This is a genomic window from Luteimonas colneyensis, from assembly GCF_014836665.1.
Classification (GTDB): domain Bacteria; phylum Pseudomonadota; class Gammaproteobacteria; order Xanthomonadales; family Xanthomonadaceae; genus Luteimonas; species Luteimonas colneyensis.
The window spans coordinates 29,942-50,010 of record NZ_JACSQJ010000010.1; the positions used below are offsets into that span (position 1 = coordinate 29,942).

Sequence of the window (20,069 nt, forward strand, 5' to 3'; positions counted from 1 at the left end):
TCCTCCTGCCCGAGACCGCGTTCCCGATGCGCGGGGACCTGCCGAAGCGGGAGCCGGGCACCCTTGCGCGCTGGGAGGCCGAGGGCCTGTACCGGCAGCTGCGCGAGCATGCCGCGGGTCGCCCGCGCTTCGTGCTGCACGACGGCCCGCCCTACGCCAACGGCGCGATCCACCTGGGGCACGCGGTCAACAAGATCCTCAAGGACATCATCGTCCGCTCGAAGACGGTCGCCGGTTTCGATGCGCCCTACGTCCCGGGCTGGGACTGCCACGGCCTGCCGATCGAGATCGCGATCGAGAAGAAGCACGGCCGCGTCGGCGCGAAGCTCGACGCCCGCGCCTTCCGCCAGGCCTGCCGCGAATACGCGCTGTCGCAGGTCGAGCTGCAGAAGCAGGATTTCAAGCGCCTGGGCGTGCTCGGCGACTGGGACGATCCCTATCTCTCGCTGGACCCGAAGTTCGAGGCCGACGAGATGCGTGCCCTGGCCAGGGTGATCGACAACGGCCACCTGCTGCGGGGCGCGAAGCCGGTGTACTGGTGCTTCGACTGCGGTTCGGCGCTGGCCGAGGCCGAGATCGAGTACCAGGACAAGGTCTCGCCGGCGGTGGACGTGGCCTATCCGGCGCGCGGGTCCGACGCGGTGGCGCGCGTGTTCGGCGCGGTGCTGCCGGCGGGCGTCGAAGTCGCCGTGCCGATCTGGACCACCACGCCGTGGACGCTGCCGGCGTCGCTGGCGGTGTCGCTGGGTCCGGAGATCGAATACGCGCTGGTCGAAGGCCCGCCGCACGGCGGGCAGGCGCGCTGGCTGGTGGTGGCCGCGTCGCTGGCCCCGAAGGTGCTGGCGCGCTACGGCGTCGACGGCGAGCCGGTGGTCCTCGGCCATGCCAAGGGCGCCGCGCTCGAAGGCCTGCTGTTCGCGCATCCCTTCTATGCCGATCGCGACATCCCGGTGATCCTCGGCGACCACGTCACCGACGACGACGGCACCGGCGCCGTGCACACCGCGCCGGGCCACGGCCAGGAGGATTTCGCGGCCGCACGCGCCTACGGCATCGTCGACCGCTACACCGCGGCGCAGATGAATCCGGTGGACGGCCGCGGCGTGTACCTGCCGTCGACGCCGGATGCGGACGGCACGGTGCTGGCCGGCACCCACATCTGGAAGGCCAACGACGCCATCGTCGAGGTGCTGCGTGCGCGCGGTGCCCTGCTGGCGTCCTCGAAGCTCGAGCACAGCTATCCGCACTGCTGGCGCCACCGTACCCCGGTCGCCTTCCGTGCCACGCCGCAGTGGTTCATCTCGATGGACCAGGCCGGCCTGCGCCGTGATGCGCTGGCCGCGATCGAAGGCGTGGAATGGTTCCCGGGGTGGGGCCAGGCGCGCATCGCCGGCATGGTCGAAGGCCGCCCGGACTGGACGATCTCGCGCCAGCGCACCTGGGGCGTGCCGATCGCGCTGTTCGTGCACCGCGAGACCGGCGAGCCGCACCCGCGCTCCAGCGAACTGATGCGCGCCGCGGCCGACCGGGTCGAGCAGGGCGGCATCGACGCCTGGTTCGACCTCGACGCCACCGAGCTGCTGGGCGACGAGGCGGCGGACTACGACAAGGTCACCGACATCCTCGACGTCTGGTTCGATTCCGGCGTCACCCACGAGTGCGTGCTCGCCGCGCGCGGCCTGGGCAAGCCGGCCGACCTCTATCTCGAAGGCTCCGACCAGCACCGCGGCTGGTTCCAGTCCTCGCTGCTGACCGGCGTCGCGATCGACGGGGCCGCGCCGTACCGGCAGTGCCTCACCCACGGCTTCACCGTGGACGAGCACGGCCGCAAGATGTCGAAGTCGCTGGGCAACGGCATCGAGCCGCAGGAGATCATGAAGACGCTGGGCGCGGACATCCTGCGCCTGTGGATCGCTTCGGCCGACTACTCCAACGAGATGTCGCTGTCGAAGGAGATCCTCAAGCGCAACGCCGACGCCTACCGCCGCATCCGCAACACCGCGCGTTTCCTGCTCGGCAACCTCCACGGCTTCGATCCCGCCGCGCACCTGCTGCCGCCCGACGACATGGTCGCGCTCGACCGCTGGATCGTGCACCGCGCCCGCGAGCTGCAGGAGCGGCTGGCGGACGCCTATGCGCGCTACGACTTCGCCGAGGTGGTGCAGCTCTTGATGAACTTCTGCAGCGTCGACCTCGGCTCGCTGTACCTCGACGTCACGAAGGACCGCCTGTACACGATGCGCGAGGACTCGCGCGGGCGCCGCAGCGCGCAGTCGGCCATGTACCGCATCGCCGAGGCCTTCGTGCGCTGGATCGCGCCGGTGCTGGCGTTCACCGCCGACGAGATGTGGGCCCACCTGCCGGGCGAGCGCGAAGGCAACGTGCTGTTCGCGACCTGGTACGAGGGCCTGGCGCCGCTGCCGGACGGGGCGCGGCTGTCGGCGCGTGCCTTCGACGACCTGCTGCGCCTGCGCGAGCAGGTCGCCAAGGTGCTCGAGCCGATGCGCGCCAGCGGCGCGATCGGCGCCGCGCTGGAGGCCGAGATCACGATCGCCTGCGGCGTCGCCGACCAGAACTGGCTGTCGGGCCTGCTCGACGAGCTGCGCTTCTTCTTCATCAGCGGCGACGTGGCCATGGTGGCCGACGAGGACGCGGAATCGATCCGCGTGTCGGCGACGCCCACGGAGAAGCCCAAGTGCGTGCGCTGCTGGCAGCACCGTGGCGACGTCGGCGTGGCCGAGGCGCACCCGCAGCTGTGCGGCCGCTGCGTGTCCAACGTCGAGGGTGAGGGGGAGGACCGCCAGTGGTTCTGAAGCCTCGCCCGAATGCGCTGTCCTGGCTGCTGCTCTCGCTGCTGGTGCTGGCCCTGGACCAGCTGAGCAAGCAGTGGGTGCTGACCAGCCTTCCGGAGTACACCGCGATCCCGGTGATCGAGGGATTCTGGAACTGGTACCGCACCTACAACACCGGCGCCGCGTTCAGCTTCCTGTCCGACGCCGGCGGCTGGCAGAAGTGGTTCTTCACCGTCCTGGCCTTCGGCATCAGCGGCCTGCTGGCGGTGTGGCTGTCGCGCACGCCGCGCGGCGACTGGCGCACCGCGCTGCCGTTCGCGCTGGTGATCGGCGGCGCCATCGGCAACGTCGTCGACCGGCTGCTGCACGGGCACGTCATCGACTTCATCCAGTGGCACTGGCGCGACCATTACTGGCCGGCGTTCAACATCGCGGACATGGCGATCGTGGGCGGCGCGATCGGGATCGCGCTGTTCGGCCTGCTGGCCCCGAAGAAGCCGGTTTGAGGCAGGAGTAGAATGGCGGCCATGGATATCCTGCTCGCCAACCCCCGCGGGTTCTGCGCCGGCGTCGACCGCGCGATCGAGATCGTCAAGCGCGCGATCGAGACCCTCGGTGCGCCGATCTACGTCCGCCACGAGGTGGTGCACAACCGCTACGTGGTCGACGACCTGAAGCAGCGCGGCGCGATCTTCGTCGAGGAGCTCGACGAGGTGCCCGACGGCAACACCGTGATCTTCAGCGCCCACGGCGTGTCCCAGGCGGTGCGCAGCGAGGCCGAGCGGCGCGGGCTGAAGATCTTCGACGCCACCTGCCCGCTGGTGACCAAGGTGCACTTCGAGGTCGCCCGCCACTGCCGGGCCGGCCGCGACGTGGTCCTGATCGGCCATGCCGGGCACCCCGAGGTCGAGGGCACGATGGGGCAGTGGAACCGCGAGCGCGGCCGCGGCAGCATCTACCTGGTCGAGGACGTGGCCGACGTCGAGGCGCTCGAGGTGGGGCAGCCGGAAAACTTCGCCTACACCACCCAGACGACGCTGTCGGTCGATGACACCCGCAGCGTGATCGAGGCCCTCCGCCGCCGCTTCCCGGCGATCCAGGGCCCGAAGAACGACGACATCTGCTACGCCACCCAGAACCGCCAGGACGCCGTGCGCGAGCTCGCCGCCGAGTGCGACCTGGTGCTGGTGGTCGGCTCGCCCAACAGCTCCAACTCGAACCGCCTGCGCGAGCTGGCCGAGCGCGAGGGCGTCGAGGCCTACCTGATCGACGGCGCCGACGAGATCGACCCGCGCTGGATCGAGGGCCGCCGCCACGTCGGCGTGACCGCGGGCGCCTCGGCACCGGACGTGCTGGTCGAAGGCGTGCTGGCGAGGCTGCGCGAGCTGGGCGCGGACGGCGTGCGCGAACTCTCGGGGGAACCCGAGAGCATGGTGTTCGCGCTGCCCAAGGAACTGCGGCTGCAGCTGGTGGACTGAACGCGCGGCCCACGCGGCGCAGGCAAGGAAAAGGCCGCCCGGAGGCGGCCTTTTCAGTGGTGCTGGTGCCGGAAATAGGAATCGAACCTACGACCTACGCATTACGAATGCGCCGCTCTACCAACTGAGCTATTCCGGCGGGGCCGCACATTGTAGGCGGCGCCCGCCGTTCCGGTCAAAGGCTCAGAGGCCGACGATTTCCAGGCCGGTGCGCAGCCGGTCGGCCAGGCGCATCGCCAGCGCGACGATGGTGAAGGTCGGGAAGGCCCAGCCGCCGGTCGGGAAGACCGAGCTTCCGGCGACGTGGAGGTTGTCGATGCCGTGGACGCGGCAGTCGGGATCGACCACGCCGTCCTCGGGGCGCAGCGACATGCGCGTGGTGCCGATATGGTGCGCGGTGCCGACCACGTCCGGCTGGACCATCGGGTCGCGGACCCAGGGCGCGGGTTCGAAGCGGCCGCCGCAGCAGCGCGCGGTCTCTTCGCCGAGCAGGCTGGCGCTGGTGCGGTAGGAGGCATAGTCGAGGTCGGTCAGGCGCCAGTCCACGCGGACCTTGCGCATGCCCAGCGCGTCGCGGGAATCGGACAGCGTGATCCTGCTGTCGCGGTTGGGCGACTGCTCGAAGTAGGTCATCAGGTCCACGCGCTGGCAGCCGTGCAGCGGCCTGCGCCTCAGGCGGCGGGCGAGTGCGCCGGCGACGTGCCCGGCATTCATGCCCACGCTCAGCATCAGGCGCGCGCGCCGGCGGCCTGAGGCCAGCACCGGCGGGGATGGCTCGGGCAGGCCCACCGCGAGCGCGCGCTGGACCTTGTACTCGACGTCGATGCTGGTCCCCGGGCCCGCGGGGCTGGGCCGGAACGTCGCGCGCAGTTCGCGCAGGGCCTGCAGCCCGGTCGGAACGGCACCGGCGACCGGATAGGGCCGGGCACGGGCGTTGAGGAGGCGGCGCTCACGCTGCACGCGCTCGGACAGCGACAGTTCGCGGTAGAGCGGCAGCCTGCGCCGCTGGTCGTCGCTGTTGTAGGGCCGCAGCAGCGTCCACAGGTCGCCATCGACCACCTGCCCGGCGAGGCAGCGGGGATGGTCCATGAAGTGGCGGCCGACCTGGTCGTGCCGGTTGCCGAGGCCCTGCGGGGCCACGCTGTCGGAGGCCAGCAGCAGCCGCGCGTTCTCGATCCCGCCGGTGGCCAGCACGTAGTGCCGAGCACGCACGCTGCCGCGCCGTCCGTCCAGGTTGCGGATGGTGGCCGCCTGCACGTGGCCAGCACCGGGAGCGGCCGCCAGTTCGGTGGCCGTGGCATGGAACAGCAGGGTGATGTTGGCGGATTTCTCCAGCAGCTTCCGGTACTGCGACTCGAACATGACCGGGCTGATGAAGCAGACGCGGTCCGCGGTCAGGTCGTCGCGCAGGGGAAGCGCGTGGTCGAAATGCGCGTTGCCGAAGCTGCCGTCGCCGATCCCGTGGCGTGCGTCGATCCCGAGCAGCTCCCTGGCGCCCGTCCACCACGTCGCGAGCTCATCGAAATCGATCGGCCAGCCGCTGCAGGGCACCCAGTCCCGCGCGGCCATGTCCATGCGCGCGAGGGGCACGCAGCCTCCGCCCCACAGCCGGGAGCTGCCGCCGAGCGCGCGCAGTCGACAGAGCGCGGGGTCGAAGGCCACGGGGCCGACCGAGTCGCCCTCGTTGAGCGCCTGGATGTCGCGCTCGCTGTCCTGCCCGCCGCTTTCGAGCACGCAGACGCTGAAGCGGCTGCCGGCGAACATGCTCGCGATCACCAGGCCCGCGGGCCCGGCGCCGATGATGCAGATGTCGCACAGATGATCGCCTGGCGTGGACGGATCGAGGAAGTCGAGGATCAAGGAGTCGGTTCCAGGCAATGGTGGCGCCGTCCAGTGGAAACGTCGATCCATCGGGGCAGCGGCCACGCTCATCCCCTGCGACGGGCGGCCGGTATCCTGCGCTTCCTTCCCCCGTGGGTACAGATGATGGCCAAGGCGAGGACCGCCTACGTCTGCAACGAATGCGGCGCCGATTTCAGCAAGTGGCAGGGGCAGTGCGGGGCCTGCGGGGCCTGGGACACGCTGTCGGAGATCGTGCTGGAGACCGCCGCCTCGGCGAAGGCCGCCGCGCCGGCGCGCCGCGGCGGCTGGGCCGGCAAGGCCGAGGCGCCCAAGGTCACCCCGCTGGCCGGGGTTCGCCAGGCCGACGAGGTGCGGGTGACCACCGGCATCGGCGAGTTCGACCGCGTGCTCGGCGGCGGCCTGGTCGAGGGCGCCGTGGTGCTGGTCGGCGGCGACCCGGGCATCGGCAAGTCGACCCTGCTGCTGCAGGCGGTGGCCAGCATGTCGGCGGCGCTGCCGGGGCTGTACGTCACCGGCGAGGAATCGCTGGCGCAGGTCGCCGGCCGCGGGCATCGCCTGGGGCTGCCGCTGGACGGCGTCAACGCGCTGGCCGAGACCTGCGTCGAGCACATCCTCGGCCATGCCGTGAAGCTCCGGCCGCGCCTGATCGTGGCCGACTCGGTGCAGACGCTTTGGACCGAAACCCTCACCGCGGCGCCCGGCTCGGTCAGCCAGGTGCGCGAGTCGGCGGCGCGGCTGGTGCGCTACGCCAAGGAAACCGGCACCGCGGTGTTCCTTGTCGGCCACGTCACCAAGGAGGGCGGCATCGCAGGCCCGCGCGTGCTCGAGCACATGGTCGACGCGGTGCTCTATTTCGAGGGCGACTCGGGGAGCCGCTTCCGGGTGCTGCGCGCGTTCAAGAACCGCTTCGGCGCGGTCAACGAGCTCGGCGTGTTCGCGATGGGCGACAAGGGGCTGAAGGAAGTGCCGAACCCGTCGGCGATCTTCCTCTCCGGCGGCTCGCGCCAGCCCGGCAGCTGCGTGATGGTGACCCGCGAGGGCACGCGGCCGCTGCTGGTCGAGGTACAGGCCCTGGTCGATTCCTCGCCGCTGTCCAACCCGCGCCGCGTGGCGGTGGGCATGGAGCAGAACCGGCTGGCGATGCTGCTGGCGGTGCTGCACCGGCATGGTGGCATCGCCACCGGGGACCAGGACGTGTTCGTCAACGTCGTCGGTGGCATCCGTGTGCAGGAGACCGCGGCCGACCTGCCGGTGCTGCTGTCGGTGTTGTCCTCGCTGCAGGACCGGCCGCTGGCGGACAAGACCATCGCCTTCGGCGAGGTCGGCCTGTCGGGCGAGATCCGTCCCGTGCCAAACGGCGAGGAGCGGCTGAAGGAGGCCGCGACCCACGGCTTCGCCCGCGCGATCGTTCCGAAGGCCAATGCGCCGAAGTCCGGCGCCTACAAGGGCCTGGAGGTGGTCGCGGTCGAACGCCTGGCCGACGCCATCGACGCCGCCGGATAACCGCCAACCCGCGAGGACTGCCCCTGTAGGAGCAGCTACAGCTGCGACCGCCTTGTCGCCAACCCCGGTCGCAGCTGTAGCTGCTACTGCAGGGTGGTCGGGGGTGTCGTCAGGCGCGCTGCAGGACCAGCTCCAGCACGAACTTGCTGCCGAAGAAGGCCAGGACCAGCAGGACCATCGCCGCCAGGGTCCAGCGCACCGCCGTGCGGCCGCGCCAGCCCTGGCGCCAGCGGCCCAGCAGCAGCACGCCGAACACCAGCCACGACAGCAGGCTGAGCACGGTCTTGTGCACGAGGTGCTGGGCCAGCAGGTTCTCGACGAACAGGATGCCGGTCAGGAGCGTCGCGCTCAGCAGCACGAAGCCCACGCCGATGGTGCGGAACAGCAGCGTTTCGAGCTCCACCAGCGGCGGCAGCGCGCGCAGCCAGCCGTGGATCTCGCGGCGGCTGAGCGCGCGTTCCTGCAGCCAGAGACCCACCGCCAGCAGCGCCGCCACCGCCAGCGTGGCGTAGGCCAGCAGGGCCAGCCATGCGTGCAGCTGCAGGCGCCAGTCCATCGGTTCCGGAGCCCGGTGGCCGTGCAGGTGGGTTCCGAGCAGGGCCGCCGCCGCCAGCGGGAAAACCACCATGCCCAGCGAGGCCATGCGCCCGCGCGCGCCCACGGCGGTGGTCAGCGCCGCCATGCCCAGGGTCACCAGCGACAGCGCGGCGAAGAAATGCATGTCCGCGCCGCCGATCCGGCGCCAGGCGAGCACGTGCTCGAGCGCATGCAGCAGCATCGCCGCGATGACCACGGGCAGCCAGGCGCGGCCGGCAGTCCCGCGGATCCCGCCGACCAGCAGGCCGGTCGCCAGGAGGTAGAGCGCGACTGAAACGAGGACGGGAATCATCCGCGCAGTTTCGCACATGGCGTGTTCCACCTGAACGCGCACGGCAGGTTGCACGTGGAGCGGCTATGCTGGACGGCAAGCGGGGCTCCGGCCCCGCGACTCCAAGCCCGGCCGCCTGTGTCCATCCGGATATGGCGACCGGGCCGTGGCCTCCGGGCCACCGGGTCGGACTGGAAACGGGCCGGCCTCCCCGTATCGGAATGGAGCACATCGATGGTGGCCCTGGTCGACCGGTTCGGACGGTCGTTCCCCTATCTGCGCCTCTCGCTGACGGAGGCCTGCAACTACCGCTGCAGCTACTGCCTGCCGGACGGCTATCGCGCCGAGGGCCGGGCGCGCTTCCTCGAGCTCGACGAGATCCGGCGCCTGGTCCGCGGCTTCGCCGCGCTCGGCATGACCAAGCTGCGCCTGACCGGCGGCGAGCCGACGCTGCGCAAGGACCTGCTGCCGATCATCTCGGCCGTGGCCTCGGTGCCGGGCATCCGCCGCGTCGCCATCACCACCAATGGCACCCACCTGCCGCGCCACGTCGGCGCCTGGCGCGAGGCCGGCCTGACCGCGCTCAACGTCAGCCTCGATACGCTCGATGCGGAGCGCTTCCATGCGATCACCGGGCACGACCGCTTCGCCGAGGTCACCGAAGGCGTGGAGATGGCGCTGGGCCTGGGCTTCGACTCGGTCAAGCTCAACGCCGTGCTGCTGCGCGGCCGCAACGACGACGAACTGCCGGCCTGGTTCGACTACCTGCGCGAACGCGACGTCGCGATCCGCTTCATCGAGCTGATGCGCACCGGCGACAACCGCGAATTCTTCGAGCGCCACCACGTGCGCGCGGAGGTGATCGAGGACCAGCTGCTTGCCGCCGGCTGGTCGCTGCGGCCGCGCCCCCCCGATGCAGGGCCGGCGCGCGAGTACGCACACCCCGGCTACCGCGGCCGCATCGGCATCATCGCCCCGTACTCGAAGGACTTCTGCGCCGGCTGCAACCGGCTGCGGGTGACCGCGCGCGGCGACCTGCGGCTGTGCCTGTTCGGCGACTTCGGCATCGGCCTGCGCGAACTGCTGCAGTCCGACGACGACTTCGACGCGCTGGTGGCGCGCATTTCCACCCAGCTCGGCCTCAAGGCCGCCGGTCACGGCCTCCACCAGGGCGAGACCGGCCTCACTCCCCACCTGGCTTCCATCGGAGGATGAGCCACCGCATGGGCAACGACAGTCCGGCCGCGTTCCACATGGCCGACATCCGCAACAAGCGACCCACCCGCCGCCGCGCGGTGGCCGTGGGCGAGCTGGCCGCCGGCCCCGACGCCTTCCCGCTGATCGTCGAGCGCCGCCTGCCCAAGGGCGATGCGCTGGTGATGGCCGAGATCGCCGGCCTGCAGGGCGCGAAGATGGCCTCCGCGCTGATGCCGCTATGCCATCCGCTGCCGCTGGAACTGGTGCAGGTGCGCTGCGTGCCGGTGCCGGAGCGCCACGCCATCCGCGTGTACTGCGAATGCGCCACCGAAGCGCGCACCGGCGTCGAGATGGAAGCGCTGGCGGGCGCGAACGCCGCGCTGCTGACGCTGTATGACCTGACCAAGCCGGTGGAGCCCGCGCTGGGCATCGGTGGCATCCGCCTGCTGTTCAAGGAAGGCGGCAAGAGCGGGCTGTGGCTGCACCCCGAGGGCATGGACGACGACGAGCGCGCGCATTACGGTCCACGCGACCTCGCGCGGCTCGACGACGTGCCCTGCGCGGTGCTGACCCTCAGCGACCGCGCCAGCCGCGGCGAGTACGCCGACCGGTCTGGCCCGGTGCTGGTGGACGGCCTGCGACGCCTGGGCGCGCGCGTGTCCGATGCCGAAATCCTGCCCGACGGTATCGAGCCGCTGGCCGGGCGCCTGCGCGCGCTGGCCGGTGAGGGCGTGCGCATCGCGCTGTGCACCGGCGGCACCGGACTCGGGCCGAAGGACGCGACGCCGGAAGCGCTGCGCGCGGCCGCCGACCGCAGCGTCGACGGCCTGGCCGAGATGTTCCGCAGCGAGAGCGCGAAGCACACGCCGCTGGCCTGGCTGAGCCGCGCCGAAGTGGTGCAGGTCGGCGGCATGCTGGTGTTCGCCCTGCCGGGCAGCCAGCGCGCCGCGAAGCAGGGCATGGACATCCTCGCGCCGCTGCTGGCGCATGCGTTGGCGATGGTCGACGGCGAGGGCCATCCGTGAGCGCGGTGCTTTCCTACGAAGATGCGCTGGCCGTCGTGCTGCGCGAGGCACGGGCGCTGCCGGTCGAGCGCCGCGCACCGGAGGACGCGCAGGGCCTGGTGCTGGCCGAACCGGTCGACAGCGGCGTCGACCTCCCGCCCTTCGACAACTCCGCGATGGACGGCTTCGCGCTGCGTGCCGCGGGTGCGGTGCTGGCCGCGGGGCGCGAATTCGAGGTGCGCGGTTCGCAGGTGGCCGGTGACGCCGCCGCGATCGCGGGCGAGGGCGCCTGGGAGATCATGACCGGCGCGCGCATGCCCGCGGGGCTGGACAGCGTGGTGCCGATCGAGCGCGTGGAGATCCTCGAGCGCGATGGCGAGGGGCGCCCGCGCCTGATCCGGCTGGCCGCCGACGTGGCCCCCGGCGACAACGTGCGCCTGCGCGCCGAGGACATCGCCCGCGGCGCCCCGGCGGTGCCTGCGGGCCGCCGCATCGGCGCGAACGAGCGGATGGTGCTGGCGTCGCTGGGCGCGACTACGGTCGCCGTGCGGCGCCGCGTGCGGGTTGCGATCATCAACACCGGCCGCGAGCTGGTCGACGATCCGGCGCGCCCGCTCGCCTCGGGCGAGATCCGCAACAGCAACGGGCCCTACCTGGCGGCGCGGGTCGAGGCCGCGGGTGGCGAAGTGGTCCTGCGCGAGACGGTCACCGACGAGCCCGCGGTCTTCCTCGACGTGCTCGGGCGCGCACTCGATGCCGGTGCCGACGTGGTGCTGAGCACCGGCGCGGTGTCGATGGGCCGCCACGACTTCGTCCCCGATGCGCTGCGCGCCGCCGGCGCCGACATCCTGTTCCACAAGGTGCAGATCCGCCCCGGCCGGCCGCTGCTGTTCGCGCGCCTGGCCGGCGGCGCGCTGTACTTCGGCCTGCCGGGCAACCCGGCGTCTGGCGCGGTCGGCTTCCGCTTCTTCGCCGAGGCCGCGCTGCGCGCGATGTCGGGCATGGCGCCCGAGCAGCCGCTGCGGATGCCGCTGGCCGCGCCCTGGAGCAAGCGCGCCGCGCTGCGTTTCCACCTCAAGGGCCTGGTCGAGCTTGATGGCGGCCGCCTGTCCGCGCGGGTGCTGAAGGGGCAGGAGTCGTTCAAGGTGCTGCCGCTGCTGCTGGCGAACGCCTGGATCGTGGTGCCGGTGGATGCGATGGCGCTGGAGGCGGGCGAGATGGTCGACGTGTACGGGCCGGGGCACCTGGAGGCCCCGATGATCGGAGAGGGGCTGGAGTGAAGGTCGAAGTGAAGCTGTTTGGCGCCTTCCGGGCGTACGATGCCGGCGGGACGCTGGAGCTGGAGCTGCCCGTGGATGCCCGCGTGGCCGACCTGCGCGAGGCCCTCGACCGCCACGCGCGCGAGCACTGGCCGGCCTACCGGCCGGAGCTGCTGAAGGCCTCGGCCTTCGCCAGCGAGACCACGGTGCTGCGCGATGCGGAACCGGTGCCCGAAGGCGTGGCGATGGCGGTGCTGCCGCCGGTGAGCGGAGGCTGAGCATGGAGCGCTTCCACTGCGCGGTGACCGACATCGCGGAGGGTCCACTGGATCCGGCCGCGGCGATCGCATTCGTGTCCGACCCGGGCTTCGGCGGCATGACCATGTTCGCCGGCCGCGTGCGCGACCTGAACCACGGCCGCGTGGTCACCGGCGTCAGCTACGACATGTTCGAGCCGCTGGCGCTGAACGGCTTCCGCGGAATCTGCGAGGACATGGACACGCGCTTCGGGCCGAAGGTGAAGCTGTACGTGGCGCACGCGAAGGGCCGGCTCGGCGTAGGCGACCTGGCAGTGGTGATCGCCGCCGGCACCCCACACCGCGACGAGGCCTTCCGCGCCTGCCGCGAGCTGATCGAGCGCGTGAAGCACACCAGCCCGATCTGGAAGCAGGAACACTACGAGGACGGCGACAGCGTGTGGAGCGAGGGCTGTTCGCTGTGCGGCGCGGACGAGGGTGCGGCGGACGGCGGCCATGGCCACGCGCACGGTGCCGATGCGGGCGGTGCGCCGCCTGGCGGAGCGCCGGCGCGATGAAGGTCCAGCTCCAGGGACAGTCGCTGCGCCTGCGCATCGGCGAGGACGAGCTCGCGAGCCTGCTGGCCGGGGAACGGGTCGACAACGTGACCGGTGCAGGCGCCGGCGCGGTGCTGCGCCAGGGGCTGGCCATGGTCCAGGGCGATGCGCCGACCTTCGCTGCCGACGGCGACGGCTGGCGCTTCGGCCTGCCCGAGGCCGCGGTGCGGGACTACGTGGCGCGGCTGCCCTGCCGCGACGCGCTGGAATTCACCTTCGAGGGGGGCGATGCCCCGCTGGCGCTGTCCTTCGAAGTCGACGTCCGCGACAGCGTCCGCCGCCGCGGCGCGCCGGCGCGCCGCCGGCCCCCCGATCCCACCCGCGGCCCAGCGCCCCTGTAGGAGCAGCTACAGCTGCGACCGGCGGGCCGCAGCCGCGCGCGGGTCGCAGCTGTAGCTGCTCCTACAGGGACACGGGGCCGCCGGGCGAAAGGCCGCCTACCCGAAAGCTATACTGCCCGGCCCGCAGTCCCCACGCCCCAGGTCCCCGCATGTTCGAATCCCTCACCCAGCGCCTCTCCGGCACCATCGAGCGCCTGCGCGGCCGCGGCCGGCTGACCGAGGAGAACATCCGCGAGGCCACCCGCGAAGTCCGCATCGCCCTGCTCGAGGCCGACGTGGCGCTGCCCGTGGTCCAGGCCCTGATCGAGCGCATCAAGGTGCGCGCGGTCGGACAGGAAGTGCTGAAGTCGCTGACGCCCGGCCAGGCCCTGATCAAGGTCGTGCGCGACGAGCTGACCGCGGTCATGGGCGCGCAGGCCAGCGACCTCAACCTCAACGTGCCGGCGCCCGCGGTCGTGCTGATGGCCGGCCTGCAGGGCGCGGGCAAGACCACCACCGTCGGCAAGCTCGCCAAGCTCCTGAAGGAGAAGCGGAAGAAGAAGGTCATGGTGGTCAGCGCCGACGTCTACCGTCCGGCCGCCATCGCACAGCTGGAAACGCTGGCGCAGCAGGTCGACGTGCGCTTCTTCCCGTCCGACGCCGCGCAGAAGCCGGTCGACATCGTCCGCGCCGCGATCGAGGACGCGAGGAAGTCCTTCATCGACGTGCTGCTGGTCGACACCGCCGGCCGCCTCGCCATCGACGAGGCGATGATGGCCGAGATCAAGGCGCTGCACGCCGCGGTCAATCCGGTCGAAACCCTGTTCGTGGTCGACGCCATGACCGGCCAGGACGCGGCCAACACCGCCAAGGCCTTCAGCGAGGCGCTGCCGCTGACCGGCGTGGTGCTGACCAAGACCGACGGCGACGCCCGCGGCGGCGCGGCGCTCTCCGTGCGCTACATCACCGGGCGTCCGATCAAGTTCATCGGCACCGGCGAGAAGGTCGACGGCCTCGACGTCTTCCACCCCGACCGCATCGCCAGCCGAATCCTCGACATGGGCGACGTGCTGTCGCTGGTCGAGCAGGTGGAAAGCCAGGTCGACAAGGACAAGGCGCAGAAGCTCGCCGAGAAGGTCGCCAAGGGCAAGAAGTTCGACCTCAACGACATGCGCGACCAGCTCGAGCAGATGCAGGGCATGGGCGGCATCCACGGCCTGATGGACAAGCTGCCGGGCATGGGCCAGATCCCCGACGCGGTGAAGAATCAGGTCACCGGCAAGGAAGTGCCGCGCATGGTCGCGATCATCAACTCGATGACGAAGAAGGAACGCCGCAACCCGGCGCTGCTCAACGGCTCGCGCCGCAAGCGCATCGCCGCCGGGTCCGGCGTCACGCCGGCCGACGTCAACAAGCTGATGAAGCAGTACCAGCAGATGGAAAAGATGATGGGCAAGCTGGGCCGCGGCGGCATGAAGGGCATGATGCGCGGCCTGCAGGGAATGATGGGCGGGCGCGGCGCGATGCCGTTCCGCTGAGGTCCGCGGCGGCCCCATGACCGGAACGCCCGACCGGGACGCCATCGCCCCCGGCGATCCGGCCAGCGCCGGGCACTTCACCACGATGCAACTGCGGGGTGGCCGGGTACAGGGCCGCGACCTGCACATCGCGCGCCTGGTCGGGGCATCCCGCGAACTCTACGGCGCCGCGCCCGACGCGGGCGCGCTGCGTGCGGAAGCCCGCAGGGCGCTGGCCAGGGCGGGCATGGAGGCGGGCGACTGCACGCTCCGCATCCGCATCCGCGCCGACACCCGTGGAAGCGATGATGGCGGCGATGGCCGCCCGTGGATGCCGATCGCGGCCATGGCCGGGCCCGCTGGGAGCGGGGCGGGACGGCTCGAGTCAGGCATTGACATCGAGGCGCCACGCCACGCCGCTGCGCATCCGCTGCGCCTGCGCACGCACGCAGGCATCCGCGCCTGCCCCGACATCAAGCACCTGGCGCTGGAGCCACAGCTGGACGCGCGCCGTGCCGCACGCGACGCCGGGTTCGACGATGCGCTGCTGGTCGCCGCGGACGGCCGTGTCGCGGAAGGCACGTTCTGGAACATCGTCTTCCTGGACGCAGGCGGGCTGGTCTGGCCCGAAGGACCCGCGCTGCACGGGGTGACGCAGCAGCTGCTGCAGGGAGCCCCTGGCGGCCCGGGAGGCCTGCCGGAACGCCGGGAGCCCGTCCACGTCGCGGCGATGCAGCGCTTCATCGCGGCCTGGGCGCTCAACTCCACCGGCATCCAGGACATCGCCTCGATCGACGGCCACCGGTTCGGTGGCGACGCGGGAGCCGGGGAGGCGCTGCGCGGACGGCTCGCCGCCTCCCCGCGCGAGCCGTTCTGAGGCCGCGGACAGGCGCCGGGCAGGGTGTCGCGCGCCGTCGCGGCTTCCGCTACAATGCCCGGCTTACCTCGCCATCCTGGCGACTGGGCAACACGGAAACCACCATGGTCAAGATCCGCCTCACCCGCGGCGGCGCCAAGAAGCGCCCCTTCTACCACATCATCGTCACCGACTCGCGCAGCGCGCGGGACGGCCGCAACATCGAGCGCGTGGGCTACTACAACCCCGTCGCCCAGGGCGCCGAGCAGCGCGTGGTGCTCGACACCGCCCGCGTCGACCACTGGGTCAAGCAGGGCGCGCAGCTGACCGACAAGGTCCGCGACCTGTACAAGGAAGCGGCCAAGGCCGCGGCGGCCACCGCCGCCTGATGCGCCGGCCGCGCCTTCCGCGCGCGGCCGCATCCTGCACATGGATACCCAAGGGCGCCGCATCCTGCTGGGCAGGGTCCACGGCGCCTTTGGCGTGCGTGGCGAACTGAAGCTGGAATCGTTCACCGATCCGGAGCGGGCGATCTTCCGCTACCAGCCCTGGATCCTGCGCGACGCGCAGGGGCGTGAGCGCGAGCTCGAAGGCGTACGCGGCCGCGAAGGCGGCAAGGGCCTGGTGGCCACGATCCCCGGCATCGAGGACCGGGACGCGGCCGAGGCCATGCGCGGCACCGAGGTCTGGGTGCCGCGTTCGGCGCTGCCGCCGCCGGCCCCGGGCGAGTACTACTGGGTCGATCTCGAGGGGCTGCGCGTGGCCAACGTCGAGGGCGTGGACTTCGGCACCGTCTCGCACCTGTTCTCCACCGGCGCCAACGACGTGCTGGTCGCGCGCGGCGACCGTGAGCGCATGATCCCCTTCGTGACCCCGGACTACGTGGTCTCGGTGGATTCCGAGGCCGGCCTGGTCACGGTCGACTGGGATCCGGAGTTCTAGGCGTGGTCGGCGCAGGCGTCGACGTGCCCGTGTCCGGAGGCGGGGACGCCGCCGGCACCGCCCTGCGCATCGACATCGTCAGCCTCTTCCCCGACTTCGTCGCCCAGGTCGCCGGGCACGGCGTGGTCGGCCGCGCGGGCGAGCGCGGGCTGCTGGCGCTGCAGGGCTGGAATCCGCGCGACCACGCCGAGGGCAACTACCGCCGCGTCGACGACCGGCCCTTCGGCGGAGGGCCCGGCATGGTGATGCTGGTCGACCCGCTGCGCACGACCCTGGCCGCGGTCCGCGCCGCCGATCCCCGGCCGGCGCACGTGGTCTACATGAGCCCGCAGGGCCGCCCGTTCGACCAGGCGAAGGCGCGCGAGCTGGCGGCGCTGCCGCGGCTGGTGCTGCTCTGCGGCCGTTACGAGGGTGTGGACGAGCGCCTGCTCGCGGCCGAGGTCGACGAAGAGCTCTCGATCGGCGACTACGTGCTGTCGGGCGGCGAACTGGCCGCCGCGGTGGTGGTGGACGCCGTGGCCCGGCTGCTGCCGGGGGCGCTGAACGATGCCGAATCCGCCGCCCAGGACAGCTTCGAGCCGTCCGTCGACGGTGGCGACGGCCCGCTGCTGCTGGACTGCCCGCACTACACCCGCCCGGTGGAGCACGCGCTGGGAACGGTGCCGCCGGTGCTGCTGTCGGGCAACCACGCCCTGATCGCGCGCTGGCGCCGGCAGCAGTCGCTGCTGCGCACCTGGCAGCGGCGGCCGGACCTCATCGACCCCGCGACCCTCGCGAAGGCCGACCGCCGCCTGCTCGAGGAGGCACTGGCCGAGGCCGGCCTGCCGCCCCTGGGCGGAAGCTAAGCCCCTAGCGCCAAAGGGAGACTCCGGGTTACAATGCGCGGCTAGCTGTCACCACGCCAAGACGCGGGTCCACGTGCACTCGCGCTACAACAGCCCACAGGGCACTACCAACAGGCATCCCACACCATGAACAAGCCCTCGCTCAACACCCTGCTGCAGACCTTCGAGACCGAGCAGGCCACCCGCCAGCTCCCCGTCTTCGGCCCCGGCGACACCGTGATCGTCAACGTCAAGGTGAAGGAAGGCAACCGCGAGCGCGTCCAGGCCTACGAGGGCGTGGTCATCGCGAAGAAGAACGCCGGCCTGAACTCCTCGTTCACCGTGCGCAAGATTTCCCACGGCTTCGGCGTCGAGCGCGTGTTCCAGAGCCACAGCGCCGCGATCGACTCGGTCGAAGTGAAGCGCCGCGGTGCCGTCCGCGCCGGCAAGCTGTACTACCTGCGCGAGCTCGAGGGCCGCAAGGCGCGCATCAAGGAAGACCTGGCGGGCAACGCCAAGGCGCGTGCCAAGGCCGCTGCCGAGGCCGCCGCGGCTGCCGAAGCCGCCGCCGAGTAAGCCACGGCACGGGGCACGCCCCGCCAGCAGGACCGTACGGCCGCCGCAGGGCGGCCGTTCGCGTTCCCGGGCCCGCTCAGCTCCCGGCCGCGGCGTCCGCGGCGCGCGTGCGCGGGCAAGGGTCGGCCACCGGCGCGGGCGGCTGCGCGGGCACCTCGGCGGGGATCGCCATGGCGTCGGTGTCCCTGTCCCCGGCCAGCATCCGCGCCTCGCGCCACTGGCCCCAGCGGTAGTAGGCCAGCGACAGCAACATCGCGCACAGCGCGCTCACCGGGAAGCTCAGCCAGATCGCATCCGCGCCCAGCGCCGGCTGCAACAGGTTGGCGAAGGGGACGCGGATGCCCCACAGCGCGAACACCAGGATCAGCAGCGGCGGTACCACCGCGCCGGTCGAGCGCACCACGCCCGAGACCACGAAGTTCACGCCGAAGAACAGGAACGACCAGATCGCGACCAGGTTGATGTGCTGGCCGGCGGCGATCGACGGGCTGCCCGGCGGCAGGAACAGCGACAGGATCGACTCGCCGAACAGCAGCAGCGGTGCGATCAGCAGTCCGGTCAGCAGGAAGTTGAAGGCCACGCCCACGCGCATGGTGCCGTCGACCCGGTCCCAGCGCCCTGCGCCCACGTTCTGGGCCGCCATCGAAGTGCAGGCCGCGCCCATCGCCATCGCCGGCATCTGCACGTAGGTCCAGAGCTGCAGCGTGGCGCCGTAGGCCGATGCGGTGTCGACGCCGTAGGCATTGACCATGCTGATCATCACCAGCATCGCCAGCGACACCAGGATCATCTGCAGCCCCATCGGCACGCCCTTGACCACCAGCGCACGCACGATGGCGAAGTCCGGCACGTAGGCGCGCAGCTCGCCGCGCGGGATCCACAGCGGATGCCGGCGCCAGCGCAGCCAGGCGACAAGGGCCGCGAGACTGCAGGCATTGGCCACGAGCGTGGCTCCCGCCGAACCGGCGATCCCCATCTCCGGGAACGGGCCGAGCCCGAAGATCAGCACCGGGTTGACGATGATGTCGATCACCACCACCAGCGCCAGGAACACGAAGGGCGTGCGGGTGTCGCCGGCGCCTCGCAGGACGGCGCTGATGAAGGCGAACATGTAGAGGAAGGGCACGGCGAGGAAGATCACCTGCAGGTAGGCCTCGGCCAGCGGCAGCGAGGCTTCCGGCGTGCCCATCCAGGCCAGGATATGGCGCGCCAGCGGCAGCCCCGCCGCGGCCACCAGCAGCGATATCGCGCCGAAGAAACTGGCGCTGCTGCCGATCACCCGTCGCGCCTGCACCGGATCCCGGGCGCCGATCGCCTGGGCGACGAGGATGGTCGCGGCCATGCCGATGCCGAACACCGAGCCCAGCAGGAAGAACATGATGTTGTTGGCGTTGGCGGTCGCCACCAGCGCTTCCTCGCCGAGGAAGCGACCGACCCAGACCGCGTTCACCGAGCCGTTGAGCGACTGCAGCACGTTGCCGGCGAGGATCGGCAGGGCGAAGACCAGCAGGGTCGGGGCGATGGCGCCGTGGGTGAGGTCGCGCGTGGACGTTCGTGGCATCGGCGAATCCTGCCAGAGCCGGCGTGACAGGGGCGGCGCTAGAATCAGCGCATGACGCAGCAGGCGACTGGACCGGGACCCGAAGACGGCATCCGCATCGACGTGTGGCTCTGGGCCGCGCGCTTCTTCCGCACGCGGACGCTGGCCAGGCAGGCGGTGGACACCGGCAAGGTCGAAGTCGGCGGACAGCGGCCCAAGGCCTCGCGCATGGTGCGGGTGGGCGATGTGCTGCGCGTGGTGCGCGGCGAGGACGTCTTCGAGATCGAGGTGCTGGGGATTTCGGACGATCGTGGCCCGGCGCCGGTCGCGCAGCGGCTCTACCGCGAGTCGGATGCCTCGGTGCAGGCGCGCGAGGAGATGCGGCTGGCCCGGCGAGCGGCGCGTGACGGCTACCGGCCGCCGGAGCATCGCCCGGACAAGCGGGCGCGGCGCCTGATCCGGGCGCTGGGCGATATCGACCTGAGCTGAGCGGCGGCAAGAAAAAGCTTCTTCTCCCAGGTGAGGGGAAGATGCTCGCGGTCGAGCTGGCTGTGGTGATGTTGGATCGGCGTCTGCTAAGGCCAGAGATGCTTGCGGGGTTGGGTCGTGATGCAAGTCGGCTCCGTGGTGGTGTACGCGGCCCGTCGCGCACACAGGGGGTGTGCTCCCCCGGCATC

20 protein-coding genes, 1 tRNA gene and 1 riboswitch are annotated in these 20,069 nt (G+C 71.6%); of the genes, 17 read left to right on the forward strand and 4 right to left on the reverse strand.

The annotated features are described in order from the left end of the window. Positions 1-26 precede the first annotated feature (26 nt). The 3 genes from ileS to ispH are packed head-to-tail and all read left to right on the forward strand — an operon-like array spanning position 27 to position 4,270. On the forward strand, positions 27-2,813 hold the full coding sequence (gene ileS, locus H9645_RS13735) for an isoleucine--tRNA ligase (protein WP_225218286.1): 2,787 nt from the start codon (positions 27-29) through the stop codon (positions 2,811-2,813). Further along, on the forward strand, positions 2,804-3,298 hold the full coding sequence (gene lspA / locus H9645_RS13740) for a signal peptidase II (RefSeq protein ID WP_191730251.1): 495 nt from the start codon (positions 2,804-2,806) through the stop codon (positions 3,296-3,298). The genes ileS and lspA overlap by 10 nt, the downstream gene beginning before the upstream one ends. A gap of 21 nt (positions 3,299-3,319) precedes the next feature. Beyond that, positions 3,320-4,270, forward strand: a complete 951-nt coding sequence (ispH, locus tag H9645_RS13745; protein WP_191730252.1) for a 4-hydroxy-3-methylbut-2-enyl diphosphate reductase — start codon at positions 3,320-3,322, stop codon at positions 4,268-4,270. Between the two features lie 63 nt (positions 4,271-4,333). Here ispH and H9645_RS13750 read toward each other — a convergent pair. Then, positions 4,334-4,409, reverse strand: a tRNA-Thr gene (locus H9645_RS13750). 44 nt (positions 4,410-4,453) lie between these two features. After that, positions 4,454-6,130, reverse strand: coding sequence for a GMC oxidoreductase (locus H9645_RS13755; RefSeq protein ID WP_225218281.1), 1,677 nt, complete (start codon positions 6,128-6,130; stop codon positions 4,454-4,456). A 126-nt stretch (positions 6,131-6,256) separates the two neighbouring features. On the opposite strand from H9645_RS13755, the gene radA reads away from it, so the two are divergent. After that, positions 6,257-7,636: a DNA repair protein RadA gene (radA, locus tag H9645_RS13760; RefSeq protein ID WP_191730253.1), complete on the forward strand. Its 1,380-nt coding sequence runs from the start codon at positions 6,257-6,259 to the stop codon at positions 7,634-7,636. A 109-nt stretch (positions 7,637-7,745) separates the two neighbouring features. On the opposite strand, the gene H9645_RS13765 is transcribed toward radA, so the two are convergent. After that, positions 7,746-8,525 carry a cytochrome C assembly family protein gene (locus tag H9645_RS13765; protein WP_191730254.1) on the reverse strand — a complete coding sequence of 260 codons (780 nt, stop codon included), beginning with the start codon at positions 8,523-8,525 and terminating at the stop codon, positions 7,746-7,748. A gap of 99 nt (positions 8,526-8,624) precedes the next feature. Next, a riboswitch (molybdenum cofactor riboswitch) is annotated at positions 8,625-8,731 on the forward strand. A 7-nt stretch (positions 8,732-8,738) separates the two neighbouring features. On the opposite strand from H9645_RS13765, the gene moaA reads away from it, so the two are divergent. The 12 genes from moaA (at position 8,739) to rplS (ending at position 17,852) form a co-directional block, all read left to right on the forward strand. Continuing rightward, positions 8,739-9,719 (forward strand): GTP 3',8-cyclase MoaA, encoded by a 981-nt coding sequence (gene moaA / locus H9645_RS13770; RefSeq protein ID WP_191730255.1) that lies wholly within the window; start codon positions 8,739-8,741, stop codon positions 9,717-9,719. A gap of 8 nt (positions 9,720-9,727) precedes the next feature. Next, positions 9,728-10,726: a bifunctional molybdenum cofactor biosynthesis protein MoaC/MoaB gene (moaCB, locus tag H9645_RS13775; protein ID WP_225218282.1), complete on the forward strand. Its 999-nt coding sequence runs from the start codon at positions 9,728-9,730 to the stop codon at positions 10,724-10,726. A 5-nt stretch (positions 10,727-10,731) separates the two neighbouring features. Next, positions 10,732-11,985 carry a molybdopterin molybdotransferase MoeA gene (locus tag H9645_RS13780; RefSeq protein ID WP_191730270.1) on the forward strand — a complete coding sequence of 418 codons (1,254 nt, stop codon included), beginning with the start codon at positions 10,732-10,734 and terminating at the stop codon, positions 11,983-11,985. An 8-nt stretch (positions 11,986-11,993) separates the two neighbouring features. Continuing rightward, on the forward strand, positions 11,994-12,242 hold the full coding sequence (locus H9645_RS13785) for a MoaD/ThiS family protein (RefSeq protein WP_318240555.1): 249 nt from the start codon (positions 11,994-11,996) through the stop codon (positions 12,240-12,242). A gap of 2 nt (positions 12,243-12,244) precedes the next feature. Further along, positions 12,245-12,778: a molybdenum cofactor biosynthesis protein MoaE gene (locus tag H9645_RS13790; RefSeq protein WP_191730258.1), complete on the forward strand. Its 534-nt coding sequence runs from the start codon at positions 12,245-12,247 to the stop codon at positions 12,776-12,778. Next, positions 12,775-13,158 carry a hypothetical protein gene (locus tag H9645_RS13795; protein ID WP_191730259.1) on the forward strand — a complete coding sequence of 128 codons (384 nt, stop codon included), beginning with the start codon at positions 12,775-12,777 and terminating at the stop codon, positions 13,156-13,158. The genes H9645_RS13790 and H9645_RS13795 overlap by 4 nt, the downstream gene beginning before the upstream one ends. 149 nt (positions 13,159-13,307) lie before the next feature. After that, positions 13,308-14,675, forward strand: a complete 1,368-nt coding sequence (ffh, locus tag H9645_RS13800; protein WP_191730260.1) for a signal recognition particle protein — start codon at positions 13,308-13,310, stop codon at positions 14,673-14,675. A gap of 16 nt (positions 14,676-14,691) precedes the next feature. Then, positions 14,692-15,531: an aminotransferase class IV gene (locus tag H9645_RS13805; protein WP_191730261.1), complete on the forward strand. Its 840-nt coding sequence runs from the start codon at positions 14,692-14,694 to the stop codon at positions 15,529-15,531. Between the two features lie 104 nt (positions 15,532-15,635). Then, positions 15,636-15,899 (forward strand): 30S ribosomal protein S16, encoded by a 264-nt coding sequence (rpsP, locus tag H9645_RS13810; RefSeq protein ID WP_191730262.1) that lies wholly within the window; start codon positions 15,636-15,638, stop codon positions 15,897-15,899. A 40-nt stretch (positions 15,900-15,939) separates the two neighbouring features. After that, positions 15,940-16,452, forward strand: a complete 513-nt coding sequence (gene rimM / locus H9645_RS13815) for a ribosome maturation factor RimM (RefSeq protein ID WP_191730263.1) — start codon at positions 15,940-15,942, stop codon at positions 16,450-16,452. Positions 16,453-16,514: 62 nt separating this feature from the next. Beyond that, positions 16,515-17,297 carry a tRNA (guanosine(37)-N1)-methyltransferase TrmD gene (gene trmD / locus H9645_RS13820; RefSeq protein WP_191730271.1) on the forward strand — a complete coding sequence of 261 codons (783 nt, stop codon included), beginning with the start codon at positions 16,515-16,517 and terminating at the stop codon, positions 17,295-17,297. Between the two features lie 126 nt (positions 17,298-17,423). After that, positions 17,424-17,852, forward strand: coding sequence for a 50S ribosomal protein L19 (gene rplS / locus H9645_RS13825; protein ID WP_189494248.1), 429 nt, complete (start codon positions 17,424-17,426; stop codon positions 17,850-17,852). Between the two features lie 76 nt (positions 17,853-17,928). Here rplS and H9645_RS13830 read toward each other — a convergent pair whose 3' ends face one another. Further along, positions 17,929-19,413 carry an MATE family efflux transporter gene (locus H9645_RS13830; protein WP_191730264.1) on the reverse strand — a complete coding sequence of 495 codons (1,485 nt, stop codon included), beginning with the start codon at positions 19,411-19,413 and terminating at the stop codon, positions 17,929-17,931. A gap of 51 nt (positions 19,414-19,464) precedes the next feature. Here H9645_RS13830 and H9645_RS13835 point away from each other — a divergent pair, with 51 nt between their 5' ends. After that, positions 19,465-19,881 carry an RNA-binding S4 domain-containing protein gene (locus H9645_RS13835; protein ID WP_191730265.1) on the forward strand — a complete coding sequence of 139 codons (417 nt, stop codon included), beginning with the start codon at positions 19,465-19,467 and terminating at the stop codon, positions 19,879-19,881. Positions 19,882-20,069 lie beyond the last annotated feature (188 nt).

Excerpts from the sequence above, each read along its gene's own strand:
- H9645_RS13765 (WP_191730254.1), bottom strand. The coding sequence starts at position 8,525 with ATGATTCCCGTCCTCGTTTCAGTCGCGCTCTACCTCCTGGCGACCGGC.
- ileS (WP_225218286.1), top strand. The coding sequence starts at position 27 with ATGCGCGGGGACCTGCCGAAGCGGGAGCCGGGCACCCTTGCGCGCTGG.
- rimM (WP_191730263.1), top strand. The coding sequence starts at position 15,940 with ATGGATACCCAAGGGCGCCGCATCCTGCTGGGCAGGGTCCACGGCGCC.
- ffh (WP_191730260.1), top strand. The coding sequence starts at position 13,308 with ATGTTCGAATCCCTCACCCAGCGCCTCTCCGGCACCATCGAGCGCCTG.
- radA (WP_191730253.1), top strand. The coding sequence starts at position 6,257 with ATGGCCAAGGCGAGGACCGCCTACGTCTGCAACGAATGCGGCGCCGAT.
- H9645_RS13790 (WP_191730258.1), top strand. The coding sequence starts at position 12,245 with ATGGAGCGCTTCCACTGCGCGGTGACCGACATCGCGGAGGGTCCACTG.
- H9645_RS13805 (WP_191730261.1), top strand. The coding sequence starts at position 14,692 with ATGACCGGAACGCCCGACCGGGACGCCATCGCCCCCGGCGATCCGGCC.
- moaA (WP_191730255.1), top strand. The coding sequence starts at position 8,739 with ATGGTGGCCCTGGTCGACCGGTTCGGACGGTCGTTCCCCTATCTGCGC.
- H9645_RS13795 (WP_191730259.1), top strand. The coding sequence starts at position 12,775 with ATGAAGGTCCAGCTCCAGGGACAGTCGCTGCGCCTGCGCATCGGCGAG.
- moaCB (WP_225218282.1), top strand. The coding sequence starts at position 9,728 with ATGGGCAACGACAGTCCGGCCGCGTTCCACATGGCCGACATCCGCAAC.
- rpsP (WP_191730262.1), top strand. The coding sequence starts at position 15,636 with ATGGTCAAGATCCGCCTCACCCGCGGCGGCGCCAAGAAGCGCCCCTTC.
- rplS (WP_189494248.1), top strand. The coding sequence starts at position 17,424 with ATGAACAAGCCCTCGCTCAACACCCTGCTGCAGACCTTCGAGACCGAG.
- H9645_RS13830 (WP_191730264.1), bottom strand. The coding sequence starts at position 19,413 with ATGCCACGAACGTCCACGCGCGACCTCACCCACGGCGCCATCGCCCCG.
- H9645_RS13835 (WP_191730265.1), top strand. The coding sequence starts at position 19,465 with ATGACGCAGCAGGCGACTGGACCGGGACCCGAAGACGGCATCCGCATC.
- ispH (WP_191730252.1), top strand. The coding sequence starts at position 3,320 with ATGGATATCCTGCTCGCCAACCCCCGCGGGTTCTGCGCCGGCGTCGAC.